Origin of the sequence: Streptomyces sp. 2A115 (assembly GCF_052245575.1) — a bacterium.
In the GTDB taxonomy this organism is placed as follows: domain Bacteria; phylum Actinomycetota; class Actinomycetes; order Streptomycetales; family Streptomycetaceae; genus Streptomyces.
This window is the reverse complement of record NZ_JBQQCG010000028.1, coordinates 64,516-81,044: the sequence shown is the minus strand read 5'-3', so window position 1 is coordinate 81,044 and position 16,529 is coordinate 64,516. Positions and strand designations below refer to the sequence as shown.

The 16,529-nt window shown below is 70.2% G+C and carries 16 protein-coding genes; 11 read left to right on the top strand and 5 right to left on the bottom strand.

Going from position 1 to position 16,529, the window contains the following annotated elements; translation table 11 throughout:
* The first annotated feature begins 244 nt into the window (after positions 1 to 244).
* The 7 genes from ACTWQR_RS24405 (at position 245) to ACTWQR_RS24375 (ending at position 6,840) form a co-directional block, all read left to right on the top strand.
* Positions 245 to 547, top strand: coding sequence for an urease subunit gamma (locus tag ACTWQR_RS24405; protein WP_033325080.1), 303 nt, complete (start codon positions 245 to 247; stop codon positions 545 to 547).
* Positions 548 to 563: 16 nt separating this feature from the next.
* The gene (locus ACTWQR_RS24400) at positions 564 to 875 is read left to right on the top strand and encodes an urease subunit beta (RefSeq protein ID WP_151475444.1); all 312 of its coding nucleotides are present in this window, start codon (positions 564 to 566) and stop codon (positions 873 to 875) included.
* Positions 868 to 2,589, top strand: a complete 1,722-nt coding sequence (locus ACTWQR_RS24395; protein WP_443229275.1) for an urease subunit alpha — start codon at positions 868 to 870, stop codon at positions 2,587 to 2,589. The genes ACTWQR_RS24400 and ACTWQR_RS24395 overlap by 8 nt, the downstream gene beginning before the upstream one ends.
* 79 nt (positions 2,590 to 2,668) lie before the next feature.
* Positions 2,669 to 3,343 (top strand): urease accessory protein UreF, encoded by a 675-nt coding sequence (locus ACTWQR_RS24390; RefSeq protein ID WP_443229274.1) that lies wholly within the window; start codon positions 2,669 to 2,671, stop codon positions 3,341 to 3,343.
* A gap of 272 nt (positions 3,344 to 3,615) precedes the next feature.
* Positions 3,616 to 4,299, top strand: a complete 684-nt coding sequence (gene ureG / locus ACTWQR_RS24385; RefSeq protein ID WP_443229273.1) for an urease accessory protein UreG — start codon at positions 3,616 to 3,618, stop codon at positions 4,297 to 4,299.
* A 35-nt stretch (positions 4,300 to 4,334) separates the two neighbouring features.
* On the top strand, positions 4,335 to 5,087 hold the full coding sequence (locus ACTWQR_RS24380; protein WP_443229272.1) for an urease accessory protein UreD: 753 nt from the start codon (positions 4,335 to 4,337) through the stop codon (positions 5,085 to 5,087).
* Between the two features lie 136 nt (positions 5,088 to 5,223).
* Complete coding sequence (locus tag ACTWQR_RS24375) at positions 5,224 to 6,840, top strand: alpha/beta hydrolase (protein WP_443229271.1); 1,617 nt, start codon at positions 5,224 to 5,226, stop codon at positions 6,838 to 6,840.
* 60 nt (positions 6,841 to 6,900) lie between these two features.
* On the opposite strand, the gene ACTWQR_RS24370 is transcribed toward ACTWQR_RS24375, so the two are convergent.
* From ACTWQR_RS24370 to ACTWQR_RS24360, 3 genes are all read right to left on the bottom strand, one after another.
* Entirely contained in the window at positions 6,901 to 7,935 is a 1,035-nt protein-coding gene (locus tag ACTWQR_RS24370; RefSeq protein WP_443229270.1) for an NAD-dependent epimerase/dehydratase family protein, read from the bottom strand.
* A gap of 89 nt (positions 7,936 to 8,024) precedes the next feature.
* Entirely contained in the window at positions 8,025 to 8,750 is a 726-nt protein-coding gene (locus tag ACTWQR_RS24365; RefSeq protein ID WP_443229269.1) for a lysophospholipid acyltransferase family protein, read from the bottom strand.
* 134 nt (positions 8,751 to 8,884) lie between these two features.
* A complete protein-coding gene (locus tag ACTWQR_RS24360; protein ID WP_443229268.1) occupies positions 8,885 to 10,093 on the bottom strand; it encodes a CdaR family transcriptional regulator in 1,209 nt (402 codons plus the stop codon).
* Between the two features lie 253 nt (positions 10,094 to 10,346).
* Here ACTWQR_RS24360 and ACTWQR_RS24355 point away from each other — a divergent pair, with 253 nt between their 5' ends.
* Genes ACTWQR_RS24355 through ACTWQR_RS24340 form a run of 4 tightly spaced genes read left to right on the top strand, consistent with a single transcriptional unit; the run spans position 10,347 to position 14,122 of the window.
* Entirely contained in the window at positions 10,347 to 11,249 is a 903-nt protein-coding gene (locus ACTWQR_RS24355) for a substrate-binding periplasmic protein (protein ID WP_443229267.1), read from the top strand.
* A gap of 4 nt (positions 11,250 to 11,253) precedes the next feature.
* Complete coding sequence (locus ACTWQR_RS24350; protein WP_443229266.1) at positions 11,254 to 12,015, top strand: amino acid ABC transporter permease; 762 nt, start codon at positions 11,254 to 11,256, stop codon at positions 12,013 to 12,015.
* Complete coding sequence (locus ACTWQR_RS24345) at positions 12,012 to 12,827, top strand: amino acid ABC transporter ATP-binding protein (RefSeq protein ID WP_443229265.1); 816 nt, start codon at positions 12,012 to 12,014, stop codon at positions 12,825 to 12,827. Before ACTWQR_RS24350 ends, ACTWQR_RS24345 begins: the two co-directional genes overlap by 4 nt.
* Entirely contained in the window at positions 12,824 to 14,122 is a 1,299-nt protein-coding gene (locus tag ACTWQR_RS24340) for an NAD(P)/FAD-dependent oxidoreductase (RefSeq protein ID WP_443229264.1), read from the top strand. Before ACTWQR_RS24345 ends, ACTWQR_RS24340 begins: the two co-directional genes overlap by 4 nt.
* A gap of 235 nt (positions 14,123 to 14,357) precedes the next feature.
* On the opposite strand, the gene rocD is transcribed toward ACTWQR_RS24340, so the two are convergent.
* Positions 14,358 to 15,617 (bottom strand): ornithine--oxo-acid transaminase, encoded by a 1,260-nt coding sequence (rocD, locus tag ACTWQR_RS24335; RefSeq protein ID WP_443229263.1) that lies wholly within the window; start codon positions 15,615 to 15,617, stop codon positions 14,358 to 14,360.
* Positions 15,614 to 16,426, bottom strand: a complete 813-nt coding sequence (gene ddaH, locus ACTWQR_RS24330; protein WP_443229262.1) for a dimethylargininase — start codon at positions 16,424 to 16,426, stop codon at positions 15,614 to 15,616. Before ddaH ends, rocD begins: the two co-directional genes overlap by 4 nt.
* Positions 16,427 to 16,529 lie beyond the last annotated feature (103 nt).

Below are 16,529 nucleotides of genomic sequence, written 5' to 3'. Positions count from 1 at the left end.
TGTGATCCGCCGATATCCCCGTGTGGCGGTTAACGTCCCTGAAATCCCGCGCAACTAGCCTGCACCACCACGTCACCAGGGGTTTTCGCGGCGGGGATGCGCAGAGTCGCGTATTCCGGTCGTGTACGCGGTCGCGCACCGCATGAGTCACGCACGCATGAGCGGCGTACTGCAATCGGACCCGTCGTGGTGGCTGCGGCAACCGGACCCCGCACGGTCCGGAGCGAGGACTGAGGTGGACGCCGTGCAACTGACGCCGCACGAGCAGGAGAGGCTGCTCATCCATGTGGCCGCCGATGTGGCCGAGAAGCGCCGCGCCCGGGGACTGAAACTGAACCACCCCGAGGCCGTCGCCCTGATCACCTCGCACATTCTCGAAGGAGCCCGGGACGGCCGCACCGTGGCCGAACTCATGAACTCCGGGCGCAAGATCCTCACGCGCGAGGACGTCATGGAGGGCATCCCCGAGATGATCCACGACGTCCAGGTGGAGGCCACCTTCCCGGACGGCACCAAGCTCGTCACCGTCCACGACCCGATCGTCTGACGGGGGAGCGGCAGCCATGATTCCCGGAGAGATTCTTTTCGCCGACGGACCCGTCGCCTTCAACGAAGGCCTCGAGGTCACCCGGCTCACCGTTCTCAACGCCGCCGACCGGCCCGTCCAGGTCGGCTCCCACTACCACTTCGCCGAGGCCAACCCGGGCCTGGACTTCGACCGCGCCGCCGCGCGCGGCAAGCGCCTCAACGTCTCCGCCGGCACCGCCGTGCGCTTCGAGCCCGGGATCCCCGTCGACGTCGAACTCGTTCCGCTCACCGGTGCCCGTGTGGTGCCCGGCCTGCGCGGTGAGACCGGAGGTGCCCTCGATGCCTGAGATCTCGCGTGCCGCGTACGCCGATCTGTTCGGCCCCACCACCGGAGACCGGATCAGGCTCGCCGACACCGATCTGCTGATCGAGATCGAGGAGGATCGTTCCGGCGGTCCAGGACGCGCCGGTGACGAGGCCGTCTTCGGCGGTGGCAAGGTCATCCGCGAGTCGATGGGCCAGGCGCGAGCTACGCGCGCAGACGGCACCCCCGACACCGTCATCACGGGCGCGGTCATCGTCGACCACTGGGGGATCATCAAGGCCGACATCGGCATCCGCGACGGCCGGATCACCGGCATCGGCAAGGCCGGCAACCCGGACACCATGGACGGGGTGCACCCGGATCTGGTGATCGGTCCGGAGACCGAGATCATCGCGGGCAACGGGCGGATTCTGACGGCGGGTGCCATCGACGCGCACGTCCATCTGATCTGTCCGCAGATCGCTGATGAGGCGTTGGCTTCCGGGATCACGACTCTTGTCGGCGGCGGCACCGGACCAGCCGAGGGCTCGAAGGCCACCACCGTCACGCCCGGCCCCTGGCACCTGGCCCGGATGCTGGAGGCGATGGAGGAGTACCCCCTCAACTTCGGGCTCCTCGGCAAGGGCAACACCGTCTCCCAGGAGGCGATGCTGTCGCAGCTGCGCGGCGGGGCGCTCGGCCTCAAGCTGCACGAGGACTGGGGTTCCACGCCCGCCGTCATCGACGCCGCGCTCACCGTCGCGGACCGGACCGGCGCGCAGATCGCCATCCACACGGACACGCTCAACGAGGCCGGGTTCGTGGCCGACACGCTCGCCGCGATCGCGGGGCGCACGATCCACGCGTACCACACGGAGGGTGCGGGCGGCGGGCACGCGCCGGACATCATGACCGTGGTCTCCGAGCCGCATGTGCTGCCCAGTTCGACCAACCCGACCCGGCCCTACACCGTCAACACCGCCGAGGAACACCTCGACATGCTGATGGTCTGCCACCACCTCAACGCGGCGGTCCCCGAGGACCTCGCCTTCGCCGAGTCCCGCATCCGGCCCTCCACGATCGGGGCCGAGGACATCCTGCACGACCTCGGCGCGATCTCGATCATCTCCTCCGACGCGCAGGCCATGGGGCGCGTGGGCGAGGTCATCATGCGGACGTGGCAGACCGCGCACGTCATGAAGCGGCGCCGTGGCGCACTGCCCGGTGACGGGAGCGCGGACAACCACCGGGTACGTCGCTATGTCGCCAAATACACGATCAACCCGGCTCTCGCCCAGGGTCTCGCCCGCGAGATCGGCTCCGTCGAGACCGGGAAGCTCGCCGACCTGGTGCTGTGGGAGCCCGCGTTCTTCGGGGTCAAGCCGCATCTCGTCGTCAAGGGCGGGCAGATCGCGTACGCGCAGATGGGCGACGCCAACGCGTCGATTCCGACGCCGCAGCCGATCCTGCCCCGGCCGATGTTCGGGGCGATCGGGCGGGCCCCCGCCTCCAACTCCTTCAACTTCGTGGCGCCGATCGCGATCGAGGACGGGCTGCCGGAGCGGCTCGGGCTCGGGAAGCGGTTCGTGCCGATCGAGTCGACGCGCGGGGTGACCAAGGCGGACATGCGGGAGAACGACGCGCGGCCTCGGGTACAGGTCGATCCCGACAGCTTCGCCGTCACGATCGACGGAGAGCTCGTCGAGGCCACGCCTGCTGCTGAACTGCCCATGGCTCAGCGTTACTTCCTCTTCTGATGGCCGGGGTTCCGATGGTCGGGGTTCTGACGGGCAGGGTGCTGATGGCCGGGATTCCGTCGGCCGGGGCTGGGTTCTGATGTCGCGTGCCGCACTGCTCGTTCTGGCCGACGGCCGGTTTCCCGCCGGAGGGCATGCCCACTCCGGCGGGGCCGAGGCGGCGGTCAAGGCCGGGCGGGTCACCGGGGCGGCGAGTCTGGAGGAGTTCTGCCGGGGGCGGTTGCATACCGCCGGGCTGGTGGCGGCTTCGCTGGCCGCCGGGGCTGCTCTCGGGCTCGATCCTGTGGAGCTGGACGCGGCGGCGGATGCCCGTACGCCGTCGGCCGCTCTGCGGGTCGCCGCGCGGAAGCTCGGGCGGCAGTTGATGCGGGCCGCCCGGGCGACCTGGCCGTCTGCCGAACTCGACGCGCTGGCACGGGAGTTCCCCAAGGGGGCGCATCAGCCGGTTGTGCTCGGGCTTGTGGCGCGGGCTGCGGGGCTTGGGCCGGAGGATGCCGCGTACTGCTCTGTGTACGAGAGTGTCAGTGGGCCGGCTGGTGCGACGGTGCGGTTGCTGAGTCTTGATCCGTTCGATGCGACGGGGGTGTTGGCTCGGTTGGCGCCCGAGTTGGACCTTGTGGTGCGGCAGGCGGTCGATGCGGCGCGGGGGGCGGTCGACGGCGGGGTCGGTGTGTTGCCTGCGGCTTCGGCGCCGGTGTTGGAGATCAGTGCGGAGGTGCATGCGGCTTGGGCTGTGCGGCTGTTCGCGTCGTAGGTTTTCTCGCCCCCGCCGCCCCTACCCAGTCCCATCCCTGGGGGCTGCGCCCCCAGACCCCCGCTGTTCGGCCTGAACGGCCTCGTCCTCAAACGCCGGACGGGCTGACTGGTGTCGGCCCGAGCCGAGAATATCGGCCGGGCTGAGAATGTCCGGCCCGGCTGAATGCACAAGGCTGAATGCCCGCCAGGCGGGGAACCAAGGCTGAATGCCCGCCAGGCAGAGAGCCAGGACTGAATGCCCGCCAGGCAGAGAAATGGAGAGCCGCTGCAATGCACCTCGACCACAACCACACCCACGACGGCCCCTCCGCCGTCAGTGCCGACGCCCACCGGCCCGACGGCCGGCGCCGTGCCCTCCGGATCGGGCTCGGCGGGCCCGTCGGGTCCGGGAAGACCGCCACCGTCGCCGCGCTCTGCCAGGCTCTGCGCGACGAACTGTCACTGGCCGTCGTCACGAACGACATCTACACGCGCGAAGACGCCGAATTCCTGCTGCGTGAAGCCGTGTTGCCGCCCGAGCGGATCACCGCCGTGGAGACCGGGGCCTGCCCGCACACCGCGATCCGGGACGACATCTCCGCGAACCTCGAAGCCGTGGAGGATCTGGAGGACGAAATCGGGCCGCTGGATCTGATCCTGGTCGAGTCCGGAGGCGACAATCTCACGGCCACCTTCTCCAGAGGGCTCGTCGACGCGCAGATCTTCGTGATCGACGTCGCGGGCGGGGACGACATTCCGCGCAAGGGCGGGCCCGGAGTCACCACCGCCGACCTCCTCGTGGTCAACAAGACGGACCTCGCTCCGTACGTCGGCTCGGACCTCGGCCGGATGGCCGCTGACGCGAAGGCGCAGCGGGCCGAACTCCCGGTGGTCTTCCAGTCGTTGCGGGCGGAGGACGGAGTGAAGGACGTCGCCGCGTGGGTACGGAAGCAGCTCGCCGCGTGGACGGCGTGACCGCAGGAACGGCAGGAACGGCAGGAACGGCCGGCATGGCCGGCGTGCGGGCCACCGCGCGGATCGTCGCCCGGCCAGACGGTCGCGGCGGCACCGCGCTGCCCACCCTGGAGGGCGAAGGCCCGCTTGCCCTGCGCCGTACGCGGGCGAGTGGGGACGAGGCGCGCGTCATGCTCGTCGGCGCGATGAGCGGGCCCCTGGGCGGCGACCACTTCACCGTCGAGGCGGAGGCCGCCGCAGGGGCGACGCTGCACTTCGGGTCGGCCGCCGCCACCATCGCCCTGCCCGGTCAGGCCAAGGGAGAAGCGCGCTACGACGTACGCCTCACGGTCGCCGACGACGCCGAACTGCGCTGGCTGCCGGAGCAGTTGATCTCCGCGAACGGAAGTGAGCTGTACGTCACCACACGCGTCGACCTCGCGGCGGGCGCCCGGCTGGTGCTGCGTGAGGAGCAGGTGCTCGGCCGGGCCAAGGAAGAGCCCGGAAGGCTTGCCAGCCGGCTCACCGTTCGCCTCGACGGACGGCCCCTGCTCGACCAGGAGCTGTCCTGCGGCCCCGGGGCGCCGGGCGGGTGGGACGGCCCCGCCGTGCTGGCCGGGCATCGCGCGCTCGGCCAAATCCTCGTCGTACGACCGGAGTTCGCGCGGGAGCCGGTCGAGGCGCGGCTGCTGGGCGAGTACGCCACCCTCACACCGCTCGCCGGTCCCGGTGTCCTCGTGACCGCCCTCGCCCCCGACGCACTGCGGCTGCGCCGCATCCTCGACGAGGCCTTGCGCACGCTCGGCTGAGACAAGGTCACCGCTCAACGGACAGCCATGATCCGGTTATCGGATTGGCAAAGAAGCCACGTCACCCCTGTTCTCAGGGACCTCACAGCCGAAAGGATCCCCAGTACGACCACAACGACGTACGGGGAGGCCCCACTTGAGAGGTCTGAGAAGGGCGACGGCGTTCGGCTCGGCCGGAGCGCTCGTCACGGCGACGCTGATAGCCGGCGCCGTCGCGGCTCCGGCAGCCAGCGCGGACGCCACGGCCGGCGCGGACGCCACGACCAGCGTCCGCCACGGCCAGGACAGCCAGGCGCGCGGCGCCTCGATCGCCGCCGCTCGCGCGGCGAAGGCCGGGATCAACTGGCAGGACTGCCCGGCCGACTGGGGACTTGAGAAGCCCATCCAGTGCGGTTGGGTCACGGTGCCGCTCGACTACGCGAAGCCGAACGGCAAGCAGATCAAGCTCGCCGTGGACCGCATCGGCAACACGGGCACGAAGGCGGAGCGCCAGGGCGCCCTGGTCTACAACCCGGGCGGCCCCGGCGGCTCCGGACTGCGCTTCCCGCGCCGGGTCACCACCAAGGCCCCGCTCTGGGTCAACACCTCGAAGGCCTACGACTTCGTGGGCTTCGACCCGCGCGGTGTCGGCCACTCGGCGCCCATCTCCTGCGCCGACCCGCAGGAGTTCGTGAAGGCGCCCAAGATGGACCCGGTGCCGGATTCCGAGGCGGACAAGCGCGCCCAGCGCAAGCTGGCCGCCGACTACGCGGCCGGCTGCGCCGAGCGCAGCGGCGAGATGCTGCCGCAGATGACGACCCCCAACACCGTTCGCGACCTGGACGTCATCCGGGCCGCGCTCGGCGAGAAGAAGCTCAACTTCCTGGGCGTCTCGTACGGCACGTACATCGCCGCCGTCTACGGCACGATGTACCCGACTCACGTCCGCCGGATGGTCGCCGACAGCGTCGTCAACCCGTCGCGCGAGAAGATCTGGTACGAGGCCAACCTCGACCAGGACGTCGCCTTCGAGATGCGCTGGAATGACTGGCAGGACTGGATCGCCAAGAACGATGCGACCCTCCACCTCGGCGACACCCGGGCCGAGGTCCAGGACCAGTGGCTCAAGCTGCGCGCCACGGCCAAGGAGAACCCGATCGGCGGGGTCGTCGGCCCGGCCGAGCTCATCGGCTTCTTCCAGAGCGCGCCGTACTACGACTCGTCGTGGGTGCCGGTCGCGACGGTCTTCAGCAAGTACGTCGCCGGTGACACCCAGGCACTCGTCGACGCCGCGGCTCCCGACCTGACCGACACCGCGGGCAACATCTCAGCGGAGAACGGCAACGCCGTCTACACGGCCGTCGAGTGCACCGACGCCAAGTGGCCCACCAGCTGGAAGAAGTGGGACCGCGACAACACCGCGCTGCACAAGAACTACCCGTTCATGACGTGGGCCAACGCCTGGCTGAACCTGCCGTGCGCGACCTGGCCCGCCAAGCAGCAGACCCCGGTCGACGTGAAGACCGGCAAGGGTCTGCCGCCCGTCCTGATCGTGCAGGCCACGCGTGACGCCGCCACTCCGTACGAGGGCGCCGTCGAGCTGCACAAGCGGTTCAAGGGCTCCCGCCTGATCACCGAGAAGGACGCGGGCTCGCACGGTGTGACGGGGCTCGCCAACCCGTGCATCAACGAGCGGGTGGACACCTACCTGCTCACCGGCAAGGTCGACGCGGCCGACGTGACGTGCGCGCCGCACGCCACGCCCAAGCCGTAGCACTGAGCCGTCGTAACACCGAGCAAGGAGGAGGGGCGGCCGGATTCGGCCGCCCCTCCTTCATGCGTCCCGCGTCGCCAACCAGGCGTCCTCCGCCGCGTAGTCGAAGAGGTCGCCGTACGTCTCGAACATCCTCGGGTACGCCTCCCGCCAGTCACGGCCGGCCAGTTGGCGCTCGATCCAGGCGACCGTGTCCGGCAGTGTCTCGGCGTACCGCGCCACGGCCCGGTAGCTCAACTCCCGTTCGGCCGCGCTCATGTCGCAGACCACCGGGTGCGGGACCGTCCACGGAGTGTCGCCCACGGTCGCCGAAGGCGCGGGGCCGTCCACCAGGACACTCTCGGTCTCGACCCCCATCACGGAGTCGATGGCCGCGGCGATCTCCGCGACTGTGGGCGCGTCGGGATCGACGGCGTTGAGGACGCGGGCGCCCGGCCGCGCGGCGGCCAGCCGGATCAACTCCGCGATGTTGTGGACGCTCGCCGGATGAAAGCGGCTCTCGCCGCCGAAGGCGAGGACACGCCGGGGACGGCCGTCCAGGTTGCGCTTGACGAAGTAGAGCTCGCGCGGCGTGCGGCAGTACGGCCCGTGGATGGCCCCCGCCCGCAGCAGAGTCGTCGACAACTGGCTGTTCGCGGCGAGGAGTTCGCGCTCCAGGCCCGCCTTGCGGGCGCTGTACGAGGACTCGCCGGGCGCGATCGTGCGTTGTTCCTCCGGCAGCGGCACCGGGTACTTCGGAAACCCGTCCGGCTCCGCCTGCGTATCGAAGGTGCGGCCCTTGTCGTCCTCGTACACCGACACGCTGGAGATCACCACGGCCGAGCCGACACGACCGGCCAGGCTCGTCAACTGCCGTGCGTGCTCCGGCCCGTAGGCCACCATGTCCACCAGTACGTCGCAGCCGTCACCGACCGCGGCGGCCAGGGCGGCGTCGTCCCCGCGGTCCGCCCGCGCCGTGCGTACCTCGTCGGGCCAGGTCTCGTCGCGGCCGCCGCCTCGCGAGACGGCCGTCACCTGCCAGCCGTCCCGGGCCAGGGCGCCCACGGCCACGCGCCCGATCTGTCCTGTCGCTCCGATCAACACTGCACGTCTCATGACGGGACCGTACGACCGCGGCGCCCCGGAGACCTACAGGGTTCTGCTCTCCGCAGATTCCCCCGAGAGCCCACCGGGGGAGAGGCGGCTCAACTCAGCGGCAGGCGAGGGAACTTGCGCGCCCTCTCCGCCTTCGCGGCGGCCTCCTCGGCCTTGACGACGGCCGCGTACTGGTCGACGTACTCCTGCTCCGAGAGCTTGAGGATCGCGTACATGATCTCGTCGGTGATGGCGCGCAGGATCGCCTTCTCGTTCTCCATGCCGGCGTAGCGGGAGAAGTCGAGGGGCTTGCCGAAGCGGATCACGACGGGGTGGATCTTCGGGATCTTCCGGCCCGGCGGCTGGGCCTCGAAGGTGCCGATCATCGCGCAGGGGATGACGGGCGCCTGGGCCTTGAGCGCCATCACCGCGACGCCGACCTTGCCCTTGTAGAGGCGGCCGTCGTGCGAGCGGGTGCCTTCCGGGTAGATACCGAGCAGCTCGTCCTTGCGCAGCACGCCGAGCCCCTCGCGGATCGCCGCCTGGCCCGCCTCCTTGCCCGAGCGGTCCACCGGGATCTGCCCGGCGCTGCGGAAGAAGGTGGCCGTCAGCCGGCCTCTGATGCCGGGGCCCGTGAAGTACTCGGCCTTCGCGAGGAACGTGATGCGGCGCTTGAGGATCGCGGGCATCAGGAAGTGGTCCGAGAAGGAGAGGTGGTTGCCCGCGACGATGGCCGCCCCGGTCGCCGGTACGTGCTCCAGACCCTCGATCCGAGGTCGGAAGACCAGCCGCAACAGCGGTCCCAGAATCACGTACTTGAGCACGTAGTAGAACATGGGGTCGCTCCTCACTCCGCCGGATCGGCTCAACCGCCGCGTTCTAGCAGGTCAACAGGCTTGCTGCGACGCCAGTGTAGGTGCAGGCGGGCTCCCCCGTAACCGGGTCCGTTCGGCCTCTTGGGTGATCGGGATCAAGCCTTCGCCGAGGCGCCCCCACTTCCCAACTGGTCGGCCAGACAAGCGAGATACAGGGCCATGGTGATCCGGTGATCACGCAGTGGCCGGCCGGTGATCTGCTCGATCTTGTTCATCCGGTAGACGACCGTGTTGCGGTGGACGTGCAGCGCCGCGGACGCCCGTACGAGATTGAACCCGCTCTCGCACCAGGCGGTGATCGTGTCGCGGAGCACCGGCCAGTCGGACTGGGTGCGCAGGCCCGCGGCGGTCAGTTCGAGCAGGCGGTTGCGGGCGGGCTGGCCCACCGCCGCCAGGACCTGGTGGACCCGCAGGTCGGTGATCAGGTGGACGGGGGCGTTGCCCGCGAGACGAGCGCCGAGGCGGAGTGCGTCGCAGGCGTCCTGGTAGGAGTCGTGCAGGGCGTCGAGCGAGGCGGCCGGTTCGCCGATGCCCGCGCGTGCGGTGAGGCCGCCCTGGGCGGCGATGACGTCGGAGACGCGCCGGCAGTCGGCGACCAGGGAGGTCACCGGCCGGTCGGCCTGGAACCGGTGCAGCACGCCGATCCAGCCGGGAGCCGTGGTGGCGACGATGTCCTGGGAGTCGGCGAAGACCTCGCGGATCGTGCGGAGCAGTTCCGAGCGGACCAGCGCCATGTCCCGGGTGGGCGTGCCGTGGCGACGGCTGCCCCTGTCGTTTCCCCGGTCGGGCACGGTCACCTCGAAGGCCACCGCGACCCGCTGAAGTCGCAGGTCGAAGCCCAGTTCGGCGGCCCGGAAGTGGAGGAAGTCGCCCTCCACGACGTGCGGGTCGTACGAGGCGATGTCGGCCAGCAGCTTCTCCGCCGCCCGTTCGGCGAGGAGGCGGGAGCGCAGCATCACGGACTCCCGGAGCAGGATCTCCGTCTGCCGTTTCACCAGCAGGCCGAAGCGGCGCACCTGAGTGGGCGTACCGGTGATCCCGACCGTCCCCACCGCCTGCCCGTCCGTGACCAGCGGCAGGGTCATCCCGGGCCGTACGCCCCGGAGCTGGTGGGCTTGCGACGCGCTGTGTGTGGCCGGTTCCTGTGTGCGGATGACCTCGACGGACGCCTCGTGGAAGGTGCCGACGCGGCGGGTGTCGCCGCTGCCTATGACCATGCCCTCGGCGTCGGTGATCAGCACGTTGAAGCCGATGACCGCGGAGGTGTCCCCGGCGATCTCCTGTGCGAGTGACGGGCTCAGCACGAGCGTTCCTCCCGTCGGGGTGGGCCGGACGTCGAAGGAGTGAACCGGAGATGGACGCACCGTACAGTGCGGCGAGCGATTTCAGCCACAAGTTCGTACGAAGTGAACGGTGACGCACGACGCGCATGTGCTTAGCGTATGGCCCCATCACAACATCCCCGCCGGGGGCACAACGCGGTGAACAGGCGGGTTCCTTCAGTGCCGATACGGAAGGCCCAAGCCGATGATCCGTGTGCGCTCGCTTGTCGCTGGCTTGTCAGCGATCCTCCTGCTTCCAGCCGTCGCCGCCTGTGGTTCGGGTGACGACGACGAACCGAAGAACGTGTCCGCGAAGACCGCCGAGCTGGGCACGCTCACGCCCGGCGTGATCAAGGTGGCCGTACAGCCGTACGCGCCCTACACCAGCGTCCAGGGCGACAAGATCGTCGGGCTGGACGGCGACATCCTCAACTACGCGGCCGAAAAGCTTGGCCTCGAGGTGAAACCCCAGGTGACGGACTTCGCCGGCATGCTCGCCGGAGTGCAGTCCAACCGGGTGGACATCACCATCGGCGGTGTCGCCTGGTCCGCGGACCGGCAGAAGCAGGGGCTGTTCACCGATCCGCCGTACTACTCGCCCCCGGCGATGGCCGTCCGGTCCGGCAAGACCTACAAGACGGTCGACGACCTGAAGGGTCTGGAGCTGGGCACGGTCGAGGGCTATGTCTGGGTGAAGTCGATCCAGGCCGTGCCCGACGCCAAGCTGCACGCCTATCCCGACGCCAACGGAGTCTTCGACGACCTCGGCGCGGGCCGGGTCGACGTCGGATTCCTCGACCCGCTGATCATCATCGCGGCGCAGAAGGAACGCCCCGACCTGAAGATCGACACGCAGTACATGACGCCGCCCACCGCCGAGCAGGTCAAGGCGAAGCCCGACTACCAGTACTTCCAGCCCTATCAGACCGGCTTCTACCTGCCCAAGAAGGCCACCAAGCTGGAAAAGGCGATCTCCGCGCAGATCGACGCCATGTACGCGAACGGCGAGATGGAGAAGCTCGTCAAGAAGTGGGGCGGAGACCCCGAGCAGTTCCTGAAGCCGTCCGCCGACGTCGCCGCCGCGCGCCAGGGCGTGGACCGGCCTCAGGACTGGACGCCGCCGTCCATCGCGCAGTGAGGGGATGACAGTGTCCGACCTCTTCCAAGTCCCCTGGTCCGACTACCAGTCCGACCTGCTCGACGCACTCTGGCGCACCATCTCGTACACGGTCGTGAGCTTCGTCGGCGCGGTGGTCCTCGGCCTGGTCGTGGCACTGCTGCGGCTGAGCAAGGCCTGGCCGGCCCGTGTCGTCGCCGCCGTCTACACCGAGGTGTTCAAGAACGTCCCGCTGCTCGCCATCATCTTCCTGACCTACTTCGGCCTGGCCTCGGCCGGGATCAAGCTCGACGTGTTCACGGCCGGCTGCGTCAGCCTGATCGTCTTCTACGCCGCCTACCTCTCCGAGATCTTCCGCTCCGCGATCAGCGGCGTGCACGGCGGGCAGACCGAGGCGGGCGAGGCGCTCGGTCTCGGCAAGGCGGGCATCTTCAGCCACATCGTCCTGCCGCAGGCTCTGCGGCAGGCGCTGCCCGGCACCAACACCTTCCTGGTCGACCTGCTGAAGTCCACCTCGCTGCTCGTCACCGTCTCCGCCGCCGAGCTGATGTCCGAGGGACGGCTCATCACCTCGTCCACCTTCCGGGCGCTGGAGGTGTACCTGGTCATCTCGGCCATCTACTTCGCCCTCTGCTACCCGCTCTCCCAGCTCCTCCTGCTGCTGGAAAGGAAGGTACGGGCGGGCGTCCCCCTGTCCCCTTGGCGACGGCGACGCCTGCGGGCGGCCCGCGCCCTGCTGGCCGCCGACCCGACCGCGGACGTACGAGTCAAGGAGGCGGCGGTATGACCGAGCCTGTCACCACGGCGAAAGCCACCGCTGAACCCACCGGGCCCACCGAGTCCGCGCCGCCCGAGGCCGTCGTACGGATCGAGGGCCTGAGCAAGTCCTTCGACGGACGGCTGGTCCTCGACGACGTCCACCTGGAGGTCGACCGGGGCCGCATCGTCAGCGTCATCGGGCAGAGCGGCGGCGGCAAGACGACCCTGATGCGCTGCGTCAACCTGCTGGAAAGGCCGGACAAGGGCACGATCGAGGTCGCCGGAGAGGTGGTCCACCAGGACGGCCGCATGGTCTGCCGCGACCTGGCCCTGCTGCGCCGCACCGTCGGCATGGTCTTCCAGCGGTTCAACCTGTTCCCGCATCTCACGGCCGTGGAGAACGTCGTCCTGGCACAGCGCAAGGCCGGCATCCCCGAACAGGAGGCGCTGGAGCGGGCCGTCGGACTGCTGCGCCGGGTCGGGGTGGCCCACCGTGCCCTCGCCCAGCCCGAGCAGCTCTCCGGCGGCGAGCAGCAGCGCGTGGCCATCGCGCGCGCCCTCGCCCTCAAGCCCGAGGTGCTCCTCTTCGACGAGCCCACGTCTTCCCTGGACCCGGAGGCCACCCGGGAGGTACTGAGCGTGATGCGGGAACTCGCCGCGGACGGAATGACGATGATGCTGGTCACCCACGAACTGCCCTTCGCCCGCGAGGTGGCCGATCACGTCGTCTTCGTCGACGGCGGCCGGATCGTGGAGGAGGGCAGGCCCGAGGACGTCCTCGACAGCCCGGCCGAGGCCCGTACCCGGGAGTTCCTCGCCTCGTACGGGTCCGCGTCATGACCGGTGTACTCGGTACGACGGGTCCGGTCGGCGACCAGCCCGTCGTGGTCGTCGGGGGCGGCGTCATAGGGCTGTGCACGGCCTACTACCTCGCCGCGGCCGGCCTGCCGGTGGAGATCGTCGAGCGGCGCGGCCTGGGCTCCGGGGCGTCCCGGGGCAACGCGGGCTGGGTCTGTCTCAGCCATTCGACGCCGGTCCCCGCGCCGGGCGTGGTGCGGTACGCCCTGCGTTCGCTGGGACGGCCCGACTCGCCGCTCTATCTGCGGCCGCTGCCGGACCCGGCGTTCGTACGGTGGCTGTGGCGGTTCTGGCGCAGCAGCACACCGGCCGCCTTCCGGCGCGGCTACGCGGCCATCGCCGAGCTCAACCACAGCACGTTCGACCTCTTCGACGGTCTGCGCGAGGCGGGGGTCGACACGACGCTGACCCGGCCCGGCATGGTGCACGCCTTCCTGTCGCCGGCCGAGGCCCGCCACCACCTCGCGGTCCAGCGGGAGATGGCGGACGGCCGCTACCCGATGCCCGACGACGTCACCACGGGTCCGGGGGCACGTCTGCTGGACGACGCGCTGTCGTCCGGAGTGCGCGCGGCCTACCTCGTCGAGGGGGAGGGGGTGGTCGACCCGGAGGCGTTCGCCCTCGCACTCGGGGAGGCGCTCTCCGCGCGGGGCGTGAAGGTCCACGAGAACGCGGAGGCCACCGGGTTCCGCACCTCGGGCGGACGCGTCACCGCGCTGCGTACCTCCCAGGCCGAGATCCCCTGCGGGGCGGTCGTCATCGCGGCCGGAATGCGGTCCCCGCACCTCCTGCGCTCGCTGGGCCAGCGGCTGCCTCTGCAGGCGGGCAAGGGCTACAGCTTCTCGGTCGACCTCGACCCGGCGCCCCGGCACACGCTGTACTTCGGCGAACGCAGGGCCGTCGCCTCACCGATCGGCGCCACCACGCGGATCGGCGGCACGATGGAGCTGAGCGGCAACAACAACCGCCTCGACTGGCGTCGCATCGTCGCCGTCGCCCTCGCGAGCCGGCAGTACCTGGGCCGCTGGTTCGACGACCCGGACGACCTGGTCAGCCTGATCCGCGACCCCTGGGTCGGCGGGCGCCCGTTCCTCCCCGACGGACTCCCGGTCATCGACCGCGTCCCCGGGCACGACAACGCCTTCGCCGCGACCGGCCACGGCATGCTCGGCGTCACGCTGGGCCCGGTCACGGGGCACAAACTCGCCGAGTACATCCGCACGGGGCAACGTCCCGAAGCCCTCGCGCCGTTCCGGTTCGACCGGCTCCTCCCCTGAGCCGCCGTACCGTCGGACCACGCGGTGACGAAGGCCGCGGGCCGGCGCGGAGCTCCGCGCCGGCCCGCGGAGCCATTGGGATCCCGGGTCCTTGGGCTTCGCCCCAGGTCCCAGGATCCCGGTCAGTTCGTTGGCTGCGGGTCGGCGTGGGCTGGTCGCGCCCCGCGGCGGAGCCGCATAATGCCACAGCCCCGCGCCCCTTACGGGGCGCCCCCCGGGGACCGTCCCTGAGCCGTCAGGCCCCTTCTGTCAGTACCTTCTCCAGTGCGCCGAGAGCCGCCCGGAGCTCCTCGCCCGTGATGGTCAGCGGCGGAGCGAGCCGGATCGTCGAACCGTGCGTGTCCTTGACGAGAATCCCCTCGCGCATGAGGCGCTCGCTGATCTCGCGGCCCGTGCCGATGGCGGGATCGATGTCGACGCCCGCCCACAGCCCGCGCGCCCGGAAGTCCTGCACGCCCTTGCCGACGAGAGCCGTCAGCCCGCCCCGCAGCACCACGCCCAACTCCTCGGCCCGGCGCTGGAATTCACCCGTCTCCAACAGCTCCACGACGGCCGATCCGACCGCGGCCGCCAGCGGATTGCCGCCGAACGTCGACCCGTGCTCACCCGGCCGCAGCACCCCGAGCACCTCGCGCCGCGCGACGACCGCGGAGACCGGGACGATGCCGCCGCCGAGCGCCTTGCCGAGCAGCAGCATGTCCGGGACGACCGACTCGTGCTCGACGGCCAGCGTGCGCCCCGTACGCCCGAGGCCCGACTGGATCTCGTCCGCGACGAACAGGCACCCGGCCCGCCGGGTCAGTTCGCGTACGCCGCGCAGATAGCCGTCGTCCGGGATGACGACGCCCGCCTCGCCCTGGATGGGCTCGATCAGGACGGCCGCCGTCGTCTCGTCGACCGCCGCTTCGAGCGCGGCCAGGTCGTTGTACGGGACCACGCGGAAGCCCGGCGTGAACGGGCCGAAACCGGCGCGGGCGCTCTCGTCGGTGGAGAAGCTGACGATGGTGGTCGTACGGCCGTGGAAGTTGTCGGCGGCCACGACGATGGTCGCCTGATCCGGTGCGACGCCCTTCACCTCGTACGCCCATTTGCGGGCCACCTTGATGGCGCTCTCCACTGCCTCGGCGCCCGTGTTCATCGGCAGGACCATGTCCAGGCCCGTCAACTCTGCCAGGGACTCGGCGAATTGGGCGAGCCGGTCGTTGTGGAAGGCACGCGAGGTGAGCGTCAACTGGTCGAGCTGGTGGTGTGCGGCCTGGATCAGGGCCGGGTGGCGGTGGCCGAAGTTGAGGGCCGAGTAGCCGGCCAGCATGTCGAGATAGCGGCGGCCCTCGACGTCCTCGACCCAGGTGCCCTCGGCGCGCGCCACGACCACGGGCAGCGGGTGGTAGTTGTGTGCGAGGACGGGCTCCTCGGCGCGGATCAGCTCGGCGGACGAACGGCTCGGCTCGGTGGACGGACGGACTGCGTCGGTGCGGCTGGGAGCGATGGTCATGAGCGGATCTCCTGGGTGCAGCACTTGATGCCCCCGCCGGCCTTCTGGAACTCCGACAGGTCGACGGGGACGGGAACGTAACCGTGGCGGGCGAGCTCGCCCGCGAGCGCCTCGGCGCGCGGCGAGATGAAGACATGGCGGCCGTCCGAGACGGAGTTCAGACCGAACGCCATCGCGTCCTCGCGTGTGGCCGTCACCGCGTCCGGGAAAAGGCGCGCGAGCACCTCACGGCTGCCGGACGAGAACGCCTCCGGGTAGTACGCGATGTTGCTGTCGTCGAGCACGAACAGCGCGGTGTCCAGGTGGTAGAAGCGGGGGTCGACGAGCTGGAGGCTGATCACCGGTACGCCGAAGAACTCCTGTACCTCGCGATGGGCCTCGCGGGTCGTGCGGAATCCGGTGCCGGCCAGCACGTACCTGCCCGCCGGGATCAGATCGCCCTCGCCCTCGCACACCGACTCGGGCCGGTATACGTCGAAACCGGCCGTCTTGAACCACGTCTCGTACGCGGTGGATTCGGGTCGGCGCTGCGGGGCGTGGAAGTACGAGCCGAAGACCCGGCCCGCCAGGACGAGCGCGGAGTTCGCCGCGAACACCATGTCCGGGAGGTCGGCCACCGGTTCCACCGTGTCGACCGTGTGGCCGTGGGTGCGATAGGCGCGGATCAGCGCTTCCCACTGGCCACGGGCGAGATCGACGTCCACTTGTGTGTCGGGCTGCATCCAGGGATTGATCACATACCGCACGGCGAAATGTCTGGGGTCGCAGACAAGAAAGCGCCGAGGGCGCGGCACACGGCTGTCAGGCACAGAGGGGTTCCTCCGCTTTCCTGCGGTGTTGGCTGGGGTTGCCTCAACGGTAGAAAGCGGGGGCAAGCGGCGACAAGAATCAGGTGTTGCGCGCTGTCGCAGG